General features: G+C 72.9%; 13 protein-coding genes. 9 read left to right on the top strand and 4 right to left on the bottom strand.

Annotated features, from left to right (window positions below):
• Positions 1–181: 181 nt before the first annotated feature.
• From HSO01S_RS06085 to HSO01S_RS06070, 4 genes are read left to right on the top strand one after another with little or no spacing between them, the layout of a single operon-like run.
• Entirely contained in the window at positions 182–1,699 is a 1,518-nt protein-coding gene (locus HSO01S_RS06085) for an MFS transporter (protein ID WP_066039694.1), read from the top strand.
• Positions 1,692–2,828, top strand: a complete 1,137-nt coding sequence (locus HSO01S_RS06080) for an alpha/beta hydrolase (RefSeq protein WP_084361379.1) — start codon at positions 1,692–1,694, stop codon at positions 2,826–2,828. Before HSO01S_RS06085 ends, HSO01S_RS06080 begins: the two co-directional genes overlap by 8 nt.
• On the top strand, positions 2,825–3,406 hold the full coding sequence (locus HSO01S_RS06075; protein ID WP_066039693.1) for a DUF1349 domain-containing protein: 582 nt from the start codon (positions 2,825–2,827) through the stop codon (positions 3,404–3,406). Before HSO01S_RS06080 ends, HSO01S_RS06075 begins: the two co-directional genes overlap by 4 nt.
• 58 nt (positions 3,407–3,464) lie before the next feature.
• Positions 3,465–4,883: an MFS transporter gene (locus HSO01S_RS06070; RefSeq protein ID WP_066039692.1), complete on the top strand. Its 1,419-nt coding sequence runs from the start codon at positions 3,465–3,467 to the stop codon at positions 4,881–4,883.
• Here the strand turns inward: HSO01S_RS06070 and HSO01S_RS19600 are convergent.
• Entirely contained in the window at positions 4,810–7,563 is a 2,754-nt protein-coding gene (locus HSO01S_RS19600) for a LuxR C-terminal-related transcriptional regulator (protein ID WP_066039691.1), read from the bottom strand. The genes HSO01S_RS06070 and HSO01S_RS19600 overlap by 74 nt on opposite strands.
• A 173-nt stretch (positions 7,564–7,736) precedes the next feature.
• Between HSO01S_RS19600 and HSO01S_RS06060 the strand changes: the two genes are divergently transcribed.
• From HSO01S_RS06060 to HSO01S_RS06045, 4 genes are all read left to right on the top strand, one after another.
• On the top strand, positions 7,737–8,270 hold the full coding sequence (locus HSO01S_RS06060) for an SRPBCC family protein (protein WP_066039690.1): 534 nt from the start codon (positions 7,737–7,739) through the stop codon (positions 8,268–8,270).
• A gap of 136 nt (positions 8,271–8,406) precedes the next feature.
• On the top strand, positions 8,407–9,342 hold the full coding sequence (locus tag HSO01S_RS06055) for an EamA family transporter (protein WP_066039689.1): 936 nt from the start codon (positions 8,407–8,409) through the stop codon (positions 9,340–9,342).
• A 125-nt stretch (positions 9,343–9,467) separates the two neighbouring features.
• Complete coding sequence (locus HSO01S_RS06050) at positions 9,468–10,490, top strand: alpha/beta hydrolase fold domain-containing protein (RefSeq protein ID WP_066039688.1); 1,023 nt, start codon at positions 9,468–9,470, stop codon at positions 10,488–10,490.
• Between the two features lie 331 nt (positions 10,491–10,821).
• On the top strand, positions 10,822–12,036 hold the full coding sequence (locus HSO01S_RS06045; RefSeq protein ID WP_084361378.1) for an MFS transporter: 1,215 nt from the start codon (positions 10,822–10,824) through the stop codon (positions 12,034–12,036).
• 209 nt (positions 12,037–12,245) lie between these two features.
• Here HSO01S_RS06045 and HSO01S_RS06040 read toward each other — a convergent pair whose 3' ends face one another.
• The 3 genes from HSO01S_RS06040 to HSO01S_RS06030 are packed head-to-tail and all read right to left on the bottom strand — an operon-like array spanning position 12,246 to position 18,812.
• Complete coding sequence (locus HSO01S_RS06040) at positions 12,246–14,264, bottom strand: S9 family peptidase (RefSeq protein WP_084361377.1); 2,019 nt, start codon at positions 14,262–14,264, stop codon at positions 12,246–12,248.
• A complete protein-coding gene (locus HSO01S_RS06035; RefSeq protein WP_066039687.1) occupies positions 14,261–16,048 on the bottom strand; it encodes an N-acetylglutaminylglutamine amidotransferase in 1,788 nt (595 codons plus the stop codon). Before HSO01S_RS06035 ends, HSO01S_RS06040 begins: the two co-directional genes overlap by 4 nt.
• Positions 16,029–18,812, bottom strand: coding sequence for a glutamate--cysteine ligase (locus HSO01S_RS06030; RefSeq protein ID WP_084361376.1), 2,784 nt, complete (start codon positions 18,810–18,812; stop codon positions 16,029–16,031). Before HSO01S_RS06030 ends, HSO01S_RS06035 begins: the two co-directional genes overlap by 20 nt.
• A gap of 173 nt (positions 18,813–18,985) precedes the next feature.
• Between HSO01S_RS06030 and HSO01S_RS06025 the strand changes: the two genes are divergently transcribed.
• Complete coding sequence (locus tag HSO01S_RS06025; protein WP_066039686.1) at positions 18,986–20,017, top strand: ketopantoate reductase family protein; 1,032 nt, start codon at positions 18,986–18,988, stop codon at positions 20,015–20,017.
• Positions 20,018–20,071: the final 54 nt, after the last annotated feature.

The raw sequence follows: 20,071 nt of genomic DNA, 5'->3' as shown, positions 1-20,071 counted from the left end.
CAAGCACCGCCCGCCTCGGCCATGGGGACATCTCCCCGCGTCCGGTCCGCTGGGGGTTCCGGGCAGCGCCCGACGATGCGGTAATCTGGCGGCAGAGGGAAAAATCCCGTCGTGCTCCGGCCGGCGGAAGCGCGCACGCGGCTCGTGGGAGCCGCCACTTCTTCATCGAAGGAGTGCGCCCATGTCAGAACCCTCGACCTCCCCAGCCATCCCGGCCCCACCGCCACGTCTCCGCGACGCGTGGGTCGCGCTGGCCGGGCTCTCGGCGGTGTTCCTGTTCGAGATGCTCGACAACTCCGTGCTGAACGTCGCGCTGCCGACCATCGCGCGTGACCTCGCGGCATCCACTTCGTCCCTGCAGTGGGTCTCGGGGGCGTACTCGGTCGCGTTCGGCGGCCTGATGCTGCTTTTCGGTGCGATCTCCGACCGGTTCGGCCGACGGCGGATCATGCTCGTCGGGCTGACGCTGCTCGCGGTCGTGAGCATCCTGACCGTCTTCGTCACCTCGGTGGAGCAGCTGATCGCCGTCCGCGCGCTGATGGGGGTCGCGGCGGCGATGACCACTCCGGGGTCGATGGCGTTGGCGTTCCGCCTGTTCACGCGGGACGACCTGCGGGTGCGGGCGCTGACGGTCATCTCGACCGCGGGGCTGGTCGGGCTCGCCGCCGGGCCCACGATCGGCGGCTTCGTGCTCGCCGTGGCGCCGTGGCAGGTGCTCATCGTCGCCAACGCCCCCATCGCGGTGATCGCGTTCCTCGGAATCCGCGCCGGGATCGCCGCCGACCGCCGGGCCGACCTCCACCGCGACCCCATCGACGTGGTCGGCGCCGTTCTCGGCACCCTGACGGTCGTGGGCGTCCTCCTCACCCCGACGCTGTTCGTCGCCGCCGGCGGAGCCGGCATCGAAGACGCGATCGGAGCCGGCACCGGGGTCGTTCTGCCGTGGGCCGGCTGGGCAGCAGCAGCCGTCACCGTGGCAGCCGCGGTCGCCTTCGTCATCAGGGAGCGCACCGCGCACCACCCGCTGCTCGATCTCCGGCTCGTCGCGCATCCGCTCGTCTCCTCCGGCCTCGCCTACAAGGCCGCCGCGGGGCTCGCGATGGCCGGGCTGTCGTACCTGGTCACGCTGCAGCTGCAGTTCGCCTGGGGGTGGCCGCCGGCCCTGGCCGCGCTCGGGACCCTCCCTCAGGTCGTGGCGCTCCTGGCGAGCGGACGCTTCGTCGGTCCGTTCGTGGCGTGGGTGGGCCTGGGCCGAGCCGCGTGGATGAGCGCGGCCGCGGTCGTCGCCGGGCTCGCCGTGTTCGCGCTCCTCGGCCGGTACGGGTACCCCTGGGTCGTGGTCGCGCTCGTGTTCGTCGCCGCCGGGATGCGGGTGGTCGGCGTCGTCGCCGGCAACAACGTGCTCCGCGGTCTTCCCGAGAACCGGACCTCCGTCGGTGCGGCCCTCGTCGACACAGCCAGCGAGATCGCCACCGCCGTGGGGATCGCCGCGACCGGCACGATCCTCGCCGCCCTCGTCGGAGCCGGCATCGCGACGACGGCCTTCACGCCCGACGGGCTCGCGGCCTTCCAGAACGCGATCCTCGTCGCCGGCCTGACGATCACGGCGCTCGCCGCAGCCCTCGTCGCCATCGGCATCCGCCGGTCACGCCGCACCCCCTCAGTCCCGCCCACCATTCAGGAGCCCTCCCATGTCTGATCAGATCCCCCGCCCCCCGTTCGACCCCGAACTCGCCACCTTCCTCACCGCCCTCGAGGCGCGTGGCCCGTTCGCCCTGACGACCGGGATGCTGCCGCAGATGCGCGGCCTCGGGATGAGCGAGGAAGCGCTCGACGAACGGCTGCGGTCCCGTGGCTACGAGCGGCGGGCACTCACCGTGCCGGGCCACCTCGGGGAACCGATCGGGCTCGCCGTGATCCAGCGGAGCGGCCGCACCACGGCGGCCAGGAGCGCGGTGTACACGATCCACGGCGGCGGGATGATGTTCGGTCACCACCTCGGAAACCTCGACTCCTACGACGACTGGCTGCTGAACGACCACGACGCCGTGCTGATCAGCGTCGACTATCGCCTCGCCCCCGAGCATCCCGACCCGTATCCGGTCGAGGACTGCTACGCCGGCCTCGTCTGGGTGCACGCCCACGCCGACGAGCTCGGCATCGATCCGGACCGCATCGTGATCGCCGGGCAGAGCGCCGGTGCCGGGCTCGCTGCCGGCACCGCGCTGCTCGCTCGAGACCGGAGAGGGCCGGCGCTCCTGGCGCAGATCCTGATCTCACCCATGCTCGACGACCGTGACTCCACCGTGTCGACGACGCAGATCGACGGTGTCGGGGTCGCGGACCGGAAGATGACCCTGTTCGGCTGGGACGCCTACCTCGGGACCCGCCGGGCCGGCGAGGACGTGTCGGTCTACGCCGCACCGGCGCGGGCGATCGACCTCTCCGGACTCCCGCGCACCTACCTCGACTGCGGGAGCGCCGAGGTCTTCCGCGACGAGACGGTCGCCTATGCCAGCAGTCTGTGGGCTGCCGGTGGTGACGCGGAACTGCACGTGTGGCCGGGTGCGTTCCACGGCTTCACGAGCATGATGCCGGGCGCCGCCGTCTCGAGGAGCGCCATCCGGGCACTGGCCGACTGGACCAGGAGGCTCCTCGGCACGCCGATCGCCCAGGCGCTGGGAACGCGCGAGACTGGTGTCGGCGACGGGGCATCCTCGACGGAAGACGGGGCATCCTCGGCGCAAGACGGCGCATCCTCGACGGAAGACGGCGCATCCTCGACGGAAGTCGGGGCATCCTCGACAGGAACGGAATCGGACTCATGACACGCATCGACTGGGCCACGGGCGAGTGGAGCACCGAACCCGCCCGCGTGGAGATCGCCGACGACGGGATGCGCGTGACGGCCGTCGAGGGCAGCGACGCGTGGCGGATCACCTCGTACGGCTTCATCCACGACGACGCCCGCGCCCTCCTCGCGCCCTTCGACGAGGGCACGGCCGTCGAGGTGTCGTTCGTGCTCGACTTCGCCGAGCAGTTCGATCAGGCGGGGGTCTTCCTCCGCGTCGACGACACCGTGTGGATCAAGGCCGGCATCGAGTCGAGCGACGGCGCCACGAGCCTCGGCGCCGTCGTGACCCGCGGGCTCTCCGACTGGTCGCTCGGGCAGGTCAGCGGCTGGGCGGGGCGCACGGTCACGGTGCGCGCGAGCCGCTCGGGCGACGCGGTGACGGTGCGGGCGAAGGTGGATGAGGAGGACTGGCGGCTGGTGCGCGTCGCGCCCCTCGACCCCGAGGCCGCTGTCACGGCCGGGCCCTACTGCTGCGCTCCGTCGCGGGCGGGCCTGGTCGTGCACTTCACCTCGTGGCGGGTGACGGAGGCGGACGCGGGGCTCCACCCGTAGCCGGCCGGGCTTTCGTTCACCGCTACGCTGAGAGGTCGGCGACGAACGGGGGCTGAGGATGCGCAGGGTCGTTCTGTTCGCCGCGATCAACCTCGTGGTGCTCGGGTCTCTGACCGCCCCGCTCGTCACGGGCCTGCCGCTCGTGATCTCCCGGCTCGTGGCGGAGCCCGACCGCACCTCGGTGCTCGCCGCCATCACGATCAGTGGCGCGATCGCCTCCGTCGTGGCGAACCCGTTGTTCGGCTTCCTCTCCGACCGCACGCCGGGTCGCTTCGGCCGTCGGCGGCCCTGGATGCTGGGGGGCGTCGTCGTCGGGCTCGTCGCATCCGTCGTCATCGTCGAGGCCGACTCGGTGATCGTCCTCGGTGTCGGCTGGGTGCTCGCGCAGGTCGCCTACAACGCCTCGCTCGCGGCGGTCGCGGCGATGCTCGGCGACCAGGTGAGCGAGCGACGGCGCGCGTCGGCGTCGGGTGTGTTCGGGGCGGCGGCGTTCCTCGGGACCCTGCCCCCGCTCATCCTCGCCGCGGTGGTGCCCTCGCGGCTCGAGATCGTGGTGCTCGCGATGCCGGTGGCGGCGGTGGTCGTGGTGATCGTCTGCTGCCTGTTCCTCACGGACGCGCCGCTGCGCCGGTCGCGCACGGGCGGGCGGCAGAGCGACCCGGCCCGGGCCGGCTCCCGCCCGGACGGCCTGCGCCAGGACGACCTGCGCCAGGACGACCCGCGGCCGGACGCCGTCGCGCCGGCGGCCCGTTCGAGGCTGGCCGGCATCCGTCGCCACCGCCTCTTCGCGTGGATCTGGGTACAGCGCTTCCTGCTGCAGCTGGCGTTCTCGCTGGTCACCACGTTCACGCTGTTCTTCGTGATGTCGCGGATGGCGGTCGACGCCGAGAAGGGGTCGTCCGTCGTCGCGCTCACGACGCTGATCGGCGGGGCCTCGGTGGTCGTGGCCGCTCTGGGTGCCGGGTTCCTGGCGTCGCGGCGGGGGCGCTACGGCCCGTACATCCTCGTCGTCTCGCTGGGGCTCGTCGTCGCGGCGGTGCTCCGGGCGACCGTGACCGGCAGCGGCAGCGGCAGCGGCACCGGCACCGACACGGGCGCCGCCACCTCCCAGCTCTGGATCAGCGCCGCGATCGGCGGGCTCGCGCTCGGCACCTTCTACGCCGTCGACCTCGCACTCGCACTGCGCACGGTTCCGGCAGGCGAGACCGGCACCTACCTCGGCGTCTTCAACATCGCCGAGACGCTGCCGCAGACCATCGCACCCGCTCTCGCGCTCGCCGTCTTCGCGGCGACCGGCGGCGATCCGCTCTCCGGGTCGACGGACAACTACACAGCGCTGTACCTGATCGCCGGTGCGGTCGCGCTGCTCGCCCTGGTGCCGCTGGTCTTCCTGCGGCCGGTCCTCAACCGAACGGATCCGAATCCGCTCGACGCTGCGGGTCGGCAGGGTCAGCCAGGTCGGCCGGTTCGTCGCTGAGCTGCATCAGCGAGAGCGCGTTGACCGCCTCGGCCCGGTTCGAGACCCCGAGCTTGCGGTAGAGGCCCTGCAGCTGCGTCTTGACCGTGTTCGGCGAGACCGAGAGGATCTGGGCCATCTCGGCGGTGCGGCTCACCCGCGGCAGCACCCGGGCCAGCGCGAGCTCGCGCGGCGAGAGCGTCGGCACGACCGCGACCGACCGCACGAGGGGATGCGCGCACGCACCCTCGAGCAGCGCTACCGCCTGCCCCGCCGATGCCGATGCCGATGCGGATGCCGATGCAGGTGCCGATGCCGATTCCCCGCCTCGCGCCGCGATCCCGACGAGTGCCTCGAGCGCATCGGTCGGCACGAGCGCGAACGCGAGACCCTGCTGGCGGTCCACCGCGAACTCGACGGCCAGCCGGAGGGCGGCGTCGGCGCGCTGCCGATCCCCGGCGAGGGCGAGTGCACCGGCCCGGAGCGCGAGGGTCTCGGCGCGCGAGCGGGACGACGCGGCCTCGCCGCCCGTGGGGTGATCGCCCATCAGGAGTCGGAGGGCCGCCTCCGGCTGTGCGCGGGCCAGCGCGATCCGGGCGAGTGCGATCCCGTGCCGCGAGTTCTTGGCCTTGCCGAGGATCTTCTCGGCCTCCGCATGCCGCCCGGCCGCGAGTTCGATCAGCGACCGCGTGCGTGCGAGACGGGCGACGGTCTGCGACGCGAGCGCGCGGCGCCGTTGCTGCGTGCGCATCTCGGTCTCGAGCTTGATCCGCGCGCGATCCGGATTGCCCCGGGTGAGCTCGATGAGCGCGTCGACGTGGGCGAGCAGGGGCCAGTGCTCGATCGTCTCGCGGTGCGGATCGAGCAGGCGGATGCGGCGCTCGGCCTCGTCCGCGTCCCACGACTCGAGCGCCGAGAAGGCGGCGGCGACCTGGTAGAAGCTGCCCGCGTAGCCGGTGATCCAGCCCTCGGGCCAGTCGAGCGCATCCGCTTCTCGGATGAGGGCCCGCGCCTCGCCGAGGTCGCCGGTGATCGCCAGGGTTCCGGCCGAGAGGGCCAGGCCCTGGAGCCCGCCCTTCAGCCCCTTCGAGGCGCCGACCGCCGTCGACCGGGCGAAGGATTCGAGGGCCTCCTCGGTGCGGCCGGCGTAGAAGAGGGACGTGCCGATCTGGTTGTGCAGGGTCGGTTCGGTGCGCCCGAGCTGGTCGCGGTCGTCGGGACTCATCGCGAGCAGGATGTCGCGGCCGTCGAGCGCGGCGGTGACGGCGCCGTCGAGTCGTCCGCTGACGCGCAGCGCGGCCGTCTCGATGGAGCGCAGCACGGCGCGGTCGGCCGGGCTCGCGCTCGCGCGCTGGGTGCGGGCTGCGTGAGAGGCGAGGGCGAAGTACTCCAGCGCCCGCAGCCGGTGGTGGCCGTCACGGTTGTAGTCCAAGGCGAGCAGCATGGTCACGAACGGCTGCCGCCGGAGGACGCCGAGCGACGTGCCGTGGAAGAGCGTGCGGAGCTGGGGGCCGTGGTTGCGCAGCAGTTCGTTCCAGTAGCCGCGGATGACGCGGGAGGCGAGCTCCCAGTCGCGCAACTCGACCGCGCGGCGGAGCGCCAGGAAGGGTTGGCCGTCGGCGAGCTCCCGGCGGGCCACGCGGCGGGTGAGCTCGGCGGCGAGTCCGGGGTTCTCGGCGCGGAGGCGGCGTTCGAACCCCTCCCGGATCACGGGTGTGTAGGTGAAGGCCGCGTTCGTGCTGCCGGTGCGGAGTCCCAGCCCCTCGGACTCGGCCCGGTCGATCCACTCGGCGACCGCGGAGAGGGCCGCATCCTCACCGTTTGGGCCGGCGGGAGAGCTCAGCACCCCGGCGACGGCGGCCAGTTCGGCGGCCAGCGAGGCGTCGAAGGACTGGGCGATCGAGGTCGCCTGCACGAAGCGCACGAGGGGCGCGTCCCAGTGGCCGGAGGCGAGCTCGGCGGCGATGAGCGAGTCGACGACGTGCTCGATCGATCCGGTCAGGGAGGCGGGGTCGGCCTCGCCGTTCTTCAGGCCGCTCGTCTCGCCGCTTGTCTCGCGGCTCAGCAGCCGGGTGACGACGGGGAGGCCGCCGTTCTCGACGATCCGCGCGATCGTCGTCGCGTCGGCATCCGCCCCCAGTGCCGCCCGGATCTCGGCCTCGGTCATCGCCAGTTCGATGGCGCCGATGATCGTCACGTCGAGCTTCAGGGCGAGAGCGGGTTCGTGCAGGGGCCCGGAGCGCCGGGCGGTGCCACGCACGCGCAGCTCGGGCAGCTCGAAGACGAGATCGGCGAGGCCGGTGAGACTTTCGTCGCTCAGCCGGTCGAGGCCGTCGAAGGCCAGGGTGAGGGGGCGGCCGATCATCCGGAGTCCGTGGCGCAGCAGGCCCCACGCGTCCGCCCCGCCGGCGAGCGCCTCGGAGCCCCAGCGCAGCGGGTTCGCGTCGTCGATCAGCCCCGCGGCCAGCAGCTCGACGGCGAGATGCTGCACGAGCGCAGCGGTGCTCGCGTTGCCTTCGCGCAGCTGCAGCCAGAGTCCGTCGGCGTCGGTCGCGGTCGCCCACTGGGCCATGGCGACGCTCTTGCCGTAGCCCGCGGGCGCCTGCGCGAGAACGAGCGGCTCGGGCCCGTCGAAGCGACGGGTCAGCCGCGGTCGTTCACCGATTCCGGCGGGGATGCGGGGCACACCTCTGATCGCCATGACGAGATCTCTCCGATACGAGCTGATGCGGGCTCTTGCGCGCGACGAAGAATACGCTGCGCCCTCGAGCTTAGGGCTTCGGGTGATTGGGCGTGGTGTGGCGGCGCGACCGTGCGGGGGCGCGGCGGGCGTGCGACGCTGCGCGGGTGCGGCGGGCGTGCGACGATGAGGCCATGCCCGTCGTCGAGTCCCGCTGTGTCGTCCCCGTGGCTCCGGATGTCGCGTTCGCGGTCTCGCAGACCACCGGCGCCACCCGCAAGCGATGGGACCCCTTCATCCGTCGCCAGTACTTCGTCGGCGGGGCGACCCTGCCGGCCAAGGGCGTGAGGACGTTCACCGTGCAGCGATTCGGGTTCCGGATGGAGAGCGAGTACGTCTCCTACAACCCGCCGTCGAACGTGGGCATGAAGATGACGAAGGGCTCCTGGTTCTTCGAGCGCCTCGCGGGCGGATGGAAGTTCACGCCCGTCGCCGGCGACCCGGGAAGCACCCTCGCCGTCTGGCGCTACAACTTCGCCTGCCGGCCCAAGTGGCTGGCGCCGCTCGCCGAGCGCATCGGCACCGTCGTTCTGCAGCGCGACATGGACCGGCGCATCCGCGGTTTCGCGGGCGGCTGTGCCGACCCCCTCGTGCTCGCGGCGGTGCGTGACGCGGCGGCGGCAGCGGCGGCTGCGGAAGCGGCCGGGACCGATCGACCCGGCTCGTAGCCGCACGATTCCGGTCGGCCGGCGGTTGGGGCTGGCGAGGCGACAGCTCGTTCGCCCGAGCGTCTCGTTGCCGGTCCGACCGCTGTGGAGAGAATGACTGTATGAGCGATTCGCACCGCGAGTTCGGGCCGGGCCGATGACGATTCTCCTGGGACTGTCCGGAGCGCTGGCGTACGGGTTCGCCGACTTCCTGGGCGGGCTGGCGTCGCGATCGATCCGCCCGATCGTCGCGACCGCCTGGGCGGCGCTCATCGGACTGGTGCCGCTCGCCGTCGGTCTCGCGGTGCTGGGCGGCCGGTTCTCAGCGGATGCGCTCCTCTGGGGCACCGTCGCCGGGATCGCGGGCTCGCTGGGAGTGCTCATGCTCTACACCGCTCTCGCGGTCGGTCCGATGAGCGTGCTCTCGCCCGTGACATCCGTGGTGTCGGTCATCGTCCCGGTGGGCGTCGGCCTGCTCTTCGCGGGTTCGCGGCTCACCGGCCTCGGCATCGCGGCGGTCGTCGTGGCCGTCGTCGCCGTGGGGCTGGTCGGCGCCGTGAAGGATCGTTCCGGCGCGCGGCTCACCGGTCGCGGGCTTCTCACGGCGGTCGCCGCGGGCTGCGGGTTCGGCGGGCTCGTGCTCGCCTATGCTGCGACGACACCCGAGGACGGGCTGGCGCCCCTCGTCGTCGCACGCGTCGTGCAAGCCGTTGTGATGTGGATCGGCGTCGCCGTGGTCGCCGGGGTCGCCGGCCGTGAACGAGGACGGCGGGGGGCTGCCACTGCCGCCACTTCTGCCGCTGCCGCCACCTCTCGCACCGCCGCCGCCTGGTCGCCGGGTCGACGAGGCGGCTTGTGGCTGCAGCTCGCGATCTGCGGCACGCTCGACGCCTCCGCGAACGTCCTCATCCAGGCCGCCCTGCACTCGGGGGCGTCCGCGGATGTCCTCCCGCTGGTCAGTGTTCTCAACGCCCTGTATCCGATCGGAACCGTGATCCTCGCGGCGATCGTGCTTCGGGAGCGTCTGACGCTCATCCAGATCATCGGCCTCGCGCTCGCCCTGGCGGCCAGTGCGGTTCTTGCCTCGACGTGAGCTGCGGCTGACGGGCCCTGGGCCGTGTCGCGATCGGACATCGAACCCGCCGGCCGGCTCGCGGGAGTGCGGGAGTGCGGGAGTACGGTGACGGGAGGCGGCGGGGCTCGCCGGACTGGAGCGGCATGACCATCGCGATGCGGTTGACGCGGTTCGCCGCGGGGGTCGTCTTCTCGGCCCGGCGGGGGCAGGCCGAGCCGGCCGAGAGGCGCGCCGCGTGGCTCGACCGGCCGTACCCGGAGCCCGCGCGCATCCCGAAGCGACTCGAACGGCTGTGCCACATTGAGACCACCACCCGCCACGGCCGGCCGGTCATCACGCTGACGCCGCGAGGTGGTGGGGGCGCCGCCGTCGGTGCCCGTGCCGATACCGGTGGTGCCGGTGCCGGTGGTGGTGCCGCTCGTGCTGGTGCGGGCGCTGGTCCCGTCGACCCCGCGGGTGCCGCCTCGCCGGCGGCCGAGATCGTGTACCTGCACGGCGGCGCCTACGTGAACCCGCTGCTCGGGGCGCACTGGGCGATCATCGAGCAGCTGGTGCGGCGGATGGATGCGCGGGTGACCGTCCCGCTCTACGGCCTCGCCCCCTGGCACACGGTCGACGACGCGCTGCCGCTGCTGCGCGAGGTCTACGACGAGGTGCGCGCTCGCACCGACGGGCCGGTGCTGATCGCCGGGGACTCGGCGGGCGGGGGGCTCGCGCTCGCGCTGGCGATGGAGCTCCGCGACGAGGGCGCGCCGCCCCCGGACGCGCTCCTGCTCATCTCGCCGTGGGTCGACGTGCGGCTCGAGAACCCCGGCATCCCACCCCTCGAACCGGGTGACCGGATGCTCGGAGCCGGCACCCTGCGACTGGCCGGCGACCTCTGGCGTGGCTCGCGCAGCGCGGACGACCCGGTCGTGAGTCCGATCGCCGACGCGCTGGCGGGGCTGCCGCCGATCCGTGCGGTGGTGGGCGGGAAGGAGATCTTCGTGCCCGACGTGCGGGCGTTCGCGCGGAAGGCTCGGGCCGCCGGCACGGATGCCGAGCTGCGCATCTACCCCGACGGCTTCCACGACTTCGTCGGTGCCACCTTCACCCTCGAGGCCCGCGACGCCCTGGCCTGGTTCGCGGCCGCCGTCCCAACCACTCCGGCGGCCACCCGCGACTGACCCGGCGCTCGCGACGGCCGTCCTGCGTCTGTCTGGCGCTCGCTGCGCCCCCGAAATTCGTCTAGCGCTCGCGGCGCCCGCCCCGCACCTTCCCCGAGCCGGCCTCCGCCTGCTTCCGACTGGCCTCACTCTCGCCGCAACCAGCGACCGATCCGGCGCTCGCGGCGGCCACCTCGCATCCGCCCCGCCCCGCGCCGACGCAGCCGCCGCCCCGACCACTCCCACCCCCTCCCGGGACTGACCCGGCGCTCGCCGCGGCCGACGGCACCGCGCACGGGCACCGCGCGCCCTGGCGGGCGTGGGCGTCGGTGGGGCGACGTACGCTGGAGCGGTGTCCCGCGCATCCACCCTCATCCGCCGCCTCGCCTGGGGCAACGGCCCCGCGCTGCCCCGCGACGTCGTGGTGCTGGGGGTCGTCGCGTTCTTCGTGATGCTCGGGTTCGGCGTGGTCGTGCCCGTGCTGCCGGTCTACGTGCGCAGCTTCGGCGTCGGCTACTTCGAGGTCGGCGCGGTGGTCTCGGCCTTCGCGGTGATGCGGCTGGTGGCCAACCCGTTCGTGGGCAAGCTGATCGACTTCGCGGGTGAGCGCGTCATCCTCGCGACCGGCATCGGCATCGTCGCGGTCTCGAGCGCCCTCGTCGGCCTCGCGCAGGACTACCCGCAGGTGCTCCTGCTCCGCGGCGCCGGCGGCATCGGCTCGGCGATGTTCTCGGTCTCGGCGATGACGCTGCTGCTCGCCTCGACCTCGCCCGAGGTGCGCGGCCGGGCGGTCGGGTTCTACCAGGGCGGCTTCCTGATCGGCGGGATGGCCGGCCCCGCAGTCGGCGGCCTGCTCTCGGGCATCTCGCTGCACGCCCCGTTCTTCTTCTACGCCGGTACCCTCGTCGTCGCCGGAGCCGTGGGCCTCGCCCTTCTCAAACGCCACGCCCCGGCCGACCCCAGCATCCCGCGCGAGGAGCCCCGGCCGATGCGGCAGGTGCTGAGAGATCCGCGGTACCAGTCCGCCCTGCTCGCCAACCTCGCCCAGGGGTGGGCGGCGATGGGCGTGCGGAGCGCCCTCGTGCCGGTGCTCGTCGTCGAGGTGCTGCACCGCGAACCGGCCTGGACGGGCATCGCCTTCGCGGTCGCCGCCGTCGCGCAGACCTTGGCGCTGCTGCCGGCGGGCCGCTTCGTCGACTCGGTCGGCCGCCGTCCGGCGATCATCGCGTCGTTCGCGGTGGGGGCCGTGGTCATGCTCGCCATCCCGTTCGTGCCGAACATCGGCGTGCTGATCGTGCTGCTCTGCGTCTACGGCGTGGCGGCCGCGTTCATGGGCACGGCGCCGGCCGCCTCGGTGGGGGATGCGGCGGGCGGGCGAGGCGGGCAGCCGGTCGCGGTCTTCCAGGCGGTGGCCGATGCGGGAGCCATCGCCGGCCCGCTGGTCGCCGGGCTGCTCGTCGACGCCTTCGGGTTCCCGGCCGCATTCGCGTCGGCGTTCGTGCTCATGGCGGCGGCCTCGGTCTTCGCCCTCCGCATGCCCCGGGCCCGCACCCTCGTCCCGGCCTGACCCCGCGCCACCCACCTCCCACCCCGCGAGCCCACCTCCCACCCCGCCGAGAAGTCACTTTCACGTCTAAACGCCGGGATTTGGACGTGAAAGTGACTTCTCGGCGAAGGGGTGGGGGTGGGATGCGCGGGGAGGGGTGGGACGCGCGAGGTGGGTGGGACCTGCGGGGTGGGTGGGACGGCCGGGATGCGCGGGGTGGGGCGGGCGGGTCAGGAGAGGGCGGGGGCCAAGAAGTCGCGCATCGCCAGCACGAGCCGCAGCCGCGAGTCGGCACGACGGTACTCGTGCCCCTCGCCCGCCAGCTCGAGGTACTCGACCGGGCGGCCGAGCTCGCGCAGCGCCGCCACGATCCGGTGCGCCTCGCCGATCGGCACGTTCGTGTCGAGCTCCCCGTGCACCACGAGCAGCGGCACCTCGATCTGATCGGCCTTCGCGAGCGGCGAGATCGACCGCAAGAACTTCTTGTCGTGCTCCGGATGCCCGTACTTCGTCACCGCCGCCGCCGCGATCCACGGCTCGGTCTCGGCGTAGAAGGTGAGCATGTGCGACATTCCGCAGATGTCCACGCCGGCCGCGAAGACGCCGGGCGTGAAGGCGAGCGCCGCGAGCGTCAGGTACCCGCCGTAGCTCCGGCCGGTCACCGCGATGCGGGCCGGATCCGCGATGCCGCGCTCCACGAGCATCCGCGCCGCTGCGGTCACGTCGTCGAACGCGCCCTGCCGCTTCCGCACGTCGTCGGCGTGCACGAACTCGCGCCCGAACCCCGACGACCCGCGCACGTTCGGCGCGAACACCGTGATCCCGGATGCGACCATCACCTGGTGCTGCGGACTGAACGTCGGCCGCTCCTGCGACTCGGGCCCGCCGTGCAGATGCAGCATGGCCGCACCCGCACCCGCACCAGCACCAGCACCCGCGCCGGCAGCCCCGCCAGCACCGGCACCGCCAGCCCCGCCGGCACCGCCAGCCCGGTACAACCACCCGGTGATCTCGAGCCCGTCGAGCGACGCGTACCGCTCGAGCGTCGGCTCCACGAGCGCGAGCTCCGGCAGCCGCGGCACCTCGCTCACCCGCGACCAGGCCAGCGACGACGTCTCGAGCTGCCACAGCTCCCGCGGCCGCGTCGGGCCCTCGACCGCCAGCAGCACCCGCGACCCGTCACGACTCAGCACCGGACTCGTCGCCACCGCCCCCGGCAACCCGGGCACAGCCCGTGAACTGCCGGTCGCCGTGTCGTACAGCTCGAGCTCGCTGCGGCCGGCCACGTTCCAGACCAGCAGCAGCAGGCGGCCCGCGTCATCCGCATCCAGTTCCTCGAGCTCGGCATCGGGGCGCTCGGCCAGCACCACCGGGGTGCGGCTCCAGTCGTCGGGATCGACGGGCATCGCCACGAGCTGCCGCCGTGGCAGCCCGACCTCCGTCGCGGCGTAGACGACCGCCGGCGCCTCCTGCCCGGGGGGCGAGGGGCGGATGAACGCGACATCCGTCGCCCCGGTCGCCGGGTACGGCATCACCGGATGATCGGTGTCGGTCGCCCGGTCGACCACCACCGCGAACTCGTGGCCGCGACGCCCGTCGCGGAGCACGAGCATCCGCTCGGCCGCCGACAGGTCGAGCACGTGGATGAGCTCGCCCTCGGCCAGCGGATGCAGCTCCCCGGTCGCGGGGTCGGCCAGGAACGCGCGGGTCGGCTCGGCGACCTCGGTCGAGGGGATGGTGACGACCACGCGGTGACCGCTCCTGGTCCACGGGCCGAGCTCGGCGTGCCGCTCGGGCGGGCCGGAGATGCGGCGCGCGTCGGTGCCGTCGGGGCGCACGACCCAGACCTGCGTGCGCACGCCGCCGTCGGTCGCGACCGCGCAGGCGAGCCAGGCCGAGTCGGCCGACCAGCTGACGGCGACGACCGGGTCGTGCGTGAAGGAGACGCGTCGCGCGGTCGCGCCCGGCACGACATCCTGAACCCAGACCTCGGGGATGCCGCCGCGGTCGCTCAAGAAGGCGACCCGGTCGGCATCCGGCGTCATCGACGGGCCCCAGCTGCCCCAGGCCCCGACCAGCGCGGCGGCGAACTCATCGGCGGTGCCGAGCCCGGCGGCACCCGCCGCTGTGCCGTCAGCGACCGCCGCCCCAGCAGCACCAGCCCCCGCAGCACCAGCCCCCGCAGCACCCGCCCCCGCAGCACCCGCCCCCGCAGCACCCGCCCCCACGGCCGCGTGCCGCCCCGTCATCGGATGCCCTGCTCCTGCAGCCACATCTCCAGCAGCGCCAGCTGCCAGAGCGCATTCGAGCCGAGGGTGGTGCGGGTCTCGTTCGGTGTCCTGAGCATCCGCTCGACCGTACTCCCGTCGTACAGCCCGCGCGAACGGGCCGCCGGATCGGTCAGCGCATCCCGCACCCGATCAAGGTACGGCCCCTCGAGCTGACGGATCGCCGGCACCGGGAAGTACCCCTTCGTGCGGTCGATCACCTCGTCCGGCACGATGCCGCGGCTCGCCCGCTTGAGCACGCCCTTGCCGCCGTCGGCGAGCTTCAGCTCGGGTGGGATGCGCGCGACCAGCTCCACGAACTCGTGGTCGAGGAAGGGCACGCGCGCCTCGAGCCCCCAGGCCATCGTCATGTTGTCGACCCGCTTCACCGGATCGTCGACGAGCATGATCGTCGTGTCGTTGCGGAGCGCCGCATCCACCGAGGTCTCGGCGCCGGGCTCGGCGAACCGGGCCCGGATGAAGTCGGTCGCGGCATCCGAGGTCGCGTCGAGCCACTCGGGCGCGAGGATGCCGCCGAGCGCCGGCCGGCGCCGGTCGAAGAACACCTCGGCGTAGGCCTCGGCGGCCTGGTCGCGCGGAACCCCGGCGAGCGGCGGATACCAGTCGTACCCGCCCAGCACCTCGTCGGCGCCCTGCCCGGACTGCACGACCTTCACCGACTTCGACACGTCCTCCGAGAGCAGGTAGAACGCCACGCAGTCGTGGCTGACCATGGGCTCGCTCATCGCGCGCACGGCGCCGTCGATGCCGGGCAGCAACCGCGAGCTGTCGATCGCGATGCGGTGGTGGTCGGTGCCGAAGCGCTCGGCGACCAGGGTGGAGTACTCGAACTCGTCGCCGGACTCGCCTCCCGCGGAGTCGAACCCGATGCTGAAGGTCGCGAGATCGGTCTGGCCCGCCTCGGCGAGCAGGGCCACCACGAGGCTCGAGTCGATGCCGCCCGAGAGCAGCACGCCGACCGGGACGTCGGCGACCATCCGCCGCTCGACCGAGGTGCGGAGGCTCGTGATCAGCGCGTCCTCCCAGTCGCGGCCGGTCCAGTCGGCGCGGCCGGGGTCGCGGTCGAACTCGGGCCGCCAGTAGACGTGGTCGGTCGTGCGCCCGTCGGCGTCGATCAGCCGCACGGTCGCGGGCGGCAGCTTCGTGATGCCGTTCAGGATCGTGCGCGGCGCCGGCACGACGGAGTGGAACGTGAGGTAGTACTCCAGGGCCGTGCGGTCGATCGAGGTGTCGACGTCGCCGGCCTGCAGGAGCGCCGGCAGGGTCGAGGCGAATCGCAGCCGGCCGGGCCGCTCGTCGAGGTAGAGCGGCTTGATGCCGAGGCGGTCGCGGGCCATCATGATGCGACCGGATGCCTGCTCCACGATCACGAAGGCGAACATGCCGAGCAGGTGGTCGACGCAGTCGCTGCCCCACTGGGCGTAGGCCTTGCCGATCACCTCGGTGTCGGAGGTGGAGAAGAAGCGGTGGCCGTGGCCCTCGAGCTCGGCGCGCAGTTCGCGGTGGTTGTAGATGCACCCGTTGAAGACGATCGAGAGCCCGAGGTCGAGGTCGATCATCGGCTGGCTGCCGGCGGCGCTGAGGTCGATGATCGAGAGCCGGCGGTGGCCGAGCGCGACCCCGCCCTCGGACCAGAGGCCGGAACCGTCCGGGCCGCGGTGGTTCTGGCACGCGGTCATCCGCTCGACGACGCCGAGATCGGCGCTGCGGCCGTCGAACCGCAGCTCACCCGCGATTCCGCACATCGGGCACCTCCTCCTGGCCGGTGGGGCCGGCCGTTTGCTCGGGCGGCTCGGTCGATGGATGCTCAACCGGCTCGGTCTGCGCAGTCGCCGGATGCTCGGCCGGCTCGGCCTGCTCGGTCGCCACCTGGCGAGCCGCTGGCTGCCGCGCCACCGCCGCCTGCCCGGACAGCCGCTCCGCCGCCTGCCGCGCCGCATCGGCCACGACCAGCGGCTGATCCTCGGTCACGATCCAGGTGTCCTTCGCTCCGCCGCCGCGCGAGGAGTTGACGACCATGCTCCCACCGGGGGCGACCCGGGTGAGGGCGAGGTCGGCGAGCTCCCACCCGTCGGCCGTCGCGTAGACGAACACCCGGAGGTCGACGTGCCGCGGTTCGAGCAGCGAGACCGGAGCGATGACCTCCCCGGCGGCCTGCGCCGGCACGATCCCCGCGCCTTCCACGAACGTCGGATGCGACGACAGCGCCACCACCTCCTGCGCCACCCAGTTCGCCGGGTCGGCCGCGATCTCGGCACGCCGGGCGGCGACCTCGGCGGCCGACGCGGCCGGGCCGATCAGCACGCCCTCGCCGCCGTGCCCGTCCACCGGCTTGGTCACCAGCTCGCCGACCCGCTCGAGCACGCCCCGGCGCTCGGTCTCGTCGCTCGTGCGGTAGGTCGGCACCTGCTCGAGCAGCGGGCGCTCGTCGAGGTAGTAGCCGATCAGTCCGGGCACGTTGCAGTACATGGCCTTGTCGTCGGCGATCCCGTTGCCGGGCGCATTGGCCAGGAAGACGCGGCCCGCGGCGGCGACCTCCATGACCGCTGAGCCGATCGGGGAACCGGACGAGTCCCGCGCATCCGGCAGCTCGACGTCGAGCCGGAGGTAGAGGGCGTCGAGCGCGGTGCCGTCGGTGCGGTCGAGCACCCGGCCGTCCCGCACCTCGAGGTCGTCGAGACCGAGCAGCCGGAGCCCCGCCCCCTCGGCGAGCGAACGGTGCTCGAACCACGCGGTGCTGCCGGGGCCCGTCGAGACGAGGGCGCCGGTGCCGCCGGCCGGCAGCACCGACCGCCGGAGCAGCCCCGACAGGCTCGAGGGGTCGAGCATCCCGGCCGGCCGCGGCGCGGTCGAGACGTCGTCCATCAACTGGCGGATGGCGACCGAATAGGCCGCGCCGCTCGGATTCCGCAGGTTGTCCTCGAGCACCCGCCAGCCGCCGAACTCGTTGCGCACGAGGTCGAAGCCCATGACGGGGGCCCTGACCGTGCCGCTGGGCAGCGATCTGGCCTCGTCGCACCAGCCCGGCGCATCCTGAATCGCACTCGGCGGGATCAGCCCGTCGGCCACGATCCGCTGCTCGCCGTAGATGTCGTCGAGGAACGCCTCGAGCGCCCGGGCCCGCTGCTCGAGCCCGGCGCCGATCTGCTTCCACTCGTGCGCCTGGATGACGCGGGGCACGAGGTCGACCGCGAAGTCGCGCACCTCGCCGTCGACGCCGAAGGTGAGGCCGTGCGTGCGCGTCCAGTCGGTGACGGCCGCCATCCGCTCGGCGACGAGGGCCGGGTCGAGCTGCTCGTAGTGGGCGACGATCGACTCGTAGGCGGGCCGCGGTCGCGAGCCTGGGCCCACGGCCTCGTCTCCGGCGCGGGTGCGGTAGGTGCGGAGCGCGGGCGCCGCGGGCGGGATGCCGCCGGCCGGCCCGTGCGTCTCCTCGACGACGAGCTTGACCACGGCGGCCAGGTCGCCCCGCTCGGCGAAGGCGGCGCGCTGGCGGTCGGCCGAGTTGCCGCGGGCGAGGAGCGTCTCGGCCAGCCAGGAGACCTGCTCGTAGTCGCCGAGCTCCTCGAGCTGGGGGCGAAGCCGCCGGATCAGGTGCCGCACCGCGTGGGCGGCGGCGGTCGGCCGTGGATGCGCGGTGTCGTCGAGCAGGTCGCCGGTGAGTCCACCGCGCGCGGCCTGCCACATCGCGGCCCGGTGCACGGGCGCGGCCTGCGGCACGAACGGCAGCCCGGTCTCGATGTCGAGCTCGGCGGCGCGCACGGAGGCGCGGAACAGGCCCGCGATCAGCACGGCGTCGTCGACGATCGGGCAGGCGTCGCAGACGCGCAGCTCGAGCGTGGGGGCGTGCGACGAGGGGCGCACCTCGAAGTAGGCCATCTTGCTGTCGGCGATCACACCGGTGGCGAGCAGGTCGGCGAGCAGCTCGTCGTACTCGGCGGCCGACCCGAGCGGCCCGGTGGCGCCGGCGCTCGGCCAGCGCTGCCAGATGATCGAGCGGATGCTCGAGTACCCGGTGTCGTGCCCGTTCCAGTACGGCGAGCTGGCCGAGACGGCCAGGAGCACGGGGAGGTCGCGGGCCACCCGCTGGGAGATGTCGACGGCGAGGTCGCGGTCGGAGACGCCGACGTGGATCTGCGTGCCGCAGATCAGCTGCTCGTCGACCAGCAGGCGGTACTGCTCCTGCATCCGCCCGTAGCGGCCCGTCGTGGTGAGTTCGAAGTCGGCGAACTCGGAGCGGGGTGCGGTGCCGACGCAGGCGATGCCGACGCCGTCGGGTGCGGCGGCCTCGATCACCCCGCGGCGGAGCCTCAGGATCTCGTCGCGGAGACCGTCGAGCCCCGTCACCACGTCGGTGTTGGTCTCGACGGTGGTGCGCTGGATCTCGGCCGAGTAGTTCTCCGAGGGCAGCCGCGACAGGATCTGTGGCGCGCGCGCCGACAGCTTCCCGCTACCGAGATCGATCAGGTGGAGCTCTTCTTCTGCGCCAAGCGTCAACTCCGCTGCCATGGCCACACAATACGGCGGTCGGGTGCCGCGTGGCCGAACTCCGACCGGATTGCGAGGCGAGGGGTGCTTTTGTGTAGCTCAAATGAACGCTTGACCCCTGTTCACCGGCCTCGACCCCGGGTTAGCATGGCCACTGTTCATTAATAGCGAACGGAAAGCAGGTATCAGCGCCGATGACCTCCCCCAAGATCGCCTTCGTCGGAACAGGCGCCAACGGCGCCGGCATCGCCGCCGACCTCACCCGTGCCGGACTCGACGTCACCTTCATCGAGCAGTGGCCGGCGCACGTCGAGGCCATGCGCGAGAACGGCATCACCGTCGTGATGCCCGACCGCACCGAGAACACCCGGGTCGAGGTGCGCCACCTCTACGAGGTCGCCGAGCTCCGCGAGCCCTTCGACATCGTCTTCATCGTCGTGAAGGCCTACGACACCCGCTGGGCCTGCGAGCTGATCAAGCCGCTCGTCAAGCCGACCGGCCTGGTCGTGGGCCTGCAGAACGGGATGTCGCTCGACGACATCGCCGACATCATGGGCCCGGAGCGCACGCTCGGCGCCGTGATCGAGGTCGCGTCGAACATGTGGGAGCCCGGTGTCGTCAACCGCGAGACGCCGCCCGAGCACGCCTGGTTCGCGATCGGCGGCATCCACCCGGCCGTCGAGGGGCGCGAGCAGGAGGTGGCCGAGGTGCTCGGCCACGCCGGCACCGTCGAGGTGTCGGACGACATCCGCTCCTCGAAGTGGGGAAAGCTGATCGTCAACGCCGCCGAGCTCGTGCCCTCGGCGATCCTCGACCTCGAGCTCGCCAAGGCCGTGCAGGTGCCCGGCATGTACGAGTTCATGCTGCGCTGCGGCAGCGAGGCCGCGCGCACGGCGGTAGCCTCGGGCAGCAAGCTGCGACCCATCTTCGGCATGACCGAGGCCGCCCTCGACGACCCGGACGTCTTCGCCGAGCAGCTGTTCGAGCAGGTGCTGCGCCGCTTCTCGTCGCCGACGACCCGCACGACGTCGCTGCAGGACTGGATGAAGGGGCGCCGCAACGAGGTGCACGAGATCAACGGCCTGGTCGTCGACGAGCAGGCCAAGGTGGGCGGATCGGCGCCGGCCAACGAGCTCGTGGTCGAGCTGGCCCGGCGGATCGAGGCCGGCGAGCTCGAGCGGAAGCCCGAGAACATCGAGCTGCTGGTGGGCGCGCGGGTCGGCTGATCCGAACGGAATGAGAATCGGGGGGTTCGTCGACATAGTGTCGACAGACCCCCC

The sequence above is a fragment of the Herbiconiux solani NBRC 106740 genome (genome assembly GCF_001571005.1).
Classification (GTDB): domain Bacteria; phylum Actinomycetota; class Actinomycetes; order Actinomycetales; family Microbacteriaceae; genus Herbiconiux; species Herbiconiux solani.
This window is presented reverse-complemented; position numbering and strand designations above follow the sequence as displayed.

Excerpts from the sequence above, each read along its gene's own strand:
- HSO01S_RS06040 (WP_084361377.1), bottom strand. The coding sequence starts at position 14,264 with ATGACGGGGCGGCACGCGGCCGTGGGGGCGGGTGCTGCGGGGGCGGGT.
- HSO01S_RS06025 (WP_066039686.1), top strand. The coding sequence starts at position 18,986 with ATGACCTCCCCCAAGATCGCCTTCGTCGGAACAGGCGCCAACGGCGCC.
- HSO01S_RS06035 (WP_066039687.1), bottom strand. The coding sequence starts at position 16,048 with ATGTGCGGAATCGCGGGTGAGCTGCGGTTCGACGGCCGCAGCGCCGAT.
- HSO01S_RS06030 (WP_084361376.1), bottom strand. The coding sequence starts at position 18,812 with ATGGCAGCGGAGTTGACGCTTGGCGCAGAAGAAGAGCTCCACCTGATC.
- HSO01S_RS06050 (WP_066039688.1), top strand. The coding sequence starts at position 9,468 with ATGACCATCGCGATGCGGTTGACGCGGTTCGCCGCGGGGGTCGTCTTC.
- HSO01S_RS06075 (WP_066039693.1), top strand. The coding sequence starts at position 2,825 with ATGACACGCATCGACTGGGCCACGGGCGAGTGGAGCACCGAACCCGCC.
- HSO01S_RS06060 (WP_066039690.1), top strand. The coding sequence starts at position 7,737 with ATGCCCGTCGTCGAGTCCCGCTGTGTCGTCCCCGTGGCTCCGGATGTC.
- HSO01S_RS06080 (WP_084361379.1), top strand. The coding sequence starts at position 1,692 with ATGTCTGATCAGATCCCCCGCCCCCCGTTCGACCCCGAACTCGCCACC.
- HSO01S_RS06055 (WP_066039689.1), top strand. The coding sequence starts at position 8,407 with ATGACGATTCTCCTGGGACTGTCCGGAGCGCTGGCGTACGGGTTCGCC.
- HSO01S_RS19600 (WP_066039691.1), bottom strand. The coding sequence starts at position 7,563 with ATGGCGATCAGAGGTGTGCCCCGCATCCCCGCCGGAATCGGTGAACGA.
- HSO01S_RS06070 (WP_066039692.1), top strand. The coding sequence starts at position 3,465 with ATGCGCAGGGTCGTTCTGTTCGCCGCGATCAACCTCGTGGTGCTCGGG.
- HSO01S_RS06085 (WP_066039694.1), top strand. The coding sequence starts at position 182 with ATGTCAGAACCCTCGACCTCCCCAGCCATCCCGGCCCCACCGCCACGT.